Below are 267 nucleotides of genomic sequence, written 5' to 3' on the forward strand. Positions count from 1 at the left end.
CTACAACCCCAGAGAGCAAGCTCTCTGGTTTGGGCTAATCCGCGTTCGCTCGCCGCTACTGACGGAATCACTTTTGTTTTCTCTTCCTCAGGGTACTTAGATGTTTCAGTTCCCCTGGTATGCCTCATGTCAGCCTATGAATTCAGCTAACAGTAACTGTCTATTACAACAGCTGGGTTTCCCCATTCGGAAATCCCCGGATCGACGCTTGCTTACAGCTCCCCGAGGCAGTATCGTTGTTCGCCACGTCCTTCTTCGGCTCCTAGT

General features: G+C 51.3%; 1 rRNA gene. It reads right to left on the reverse strand.

Annotated elements, in window-relative coordinates:
- A 23S ribosomal RNA gene (locus tag KJS52_RS27120) occupies positions 1-267 on the reverse strand; the annotation flags it as partial.

Origin of the sequence: Paenibacillus montaniterrae, assembly GCF_018403185.1 — a bacterium.
GTDB lineage: Bacteria > Bacillota > Bacilli > Paenibacillales > Paenibacillaceae > Pristimantibacillus > Pristimantibacillus montaniterrae.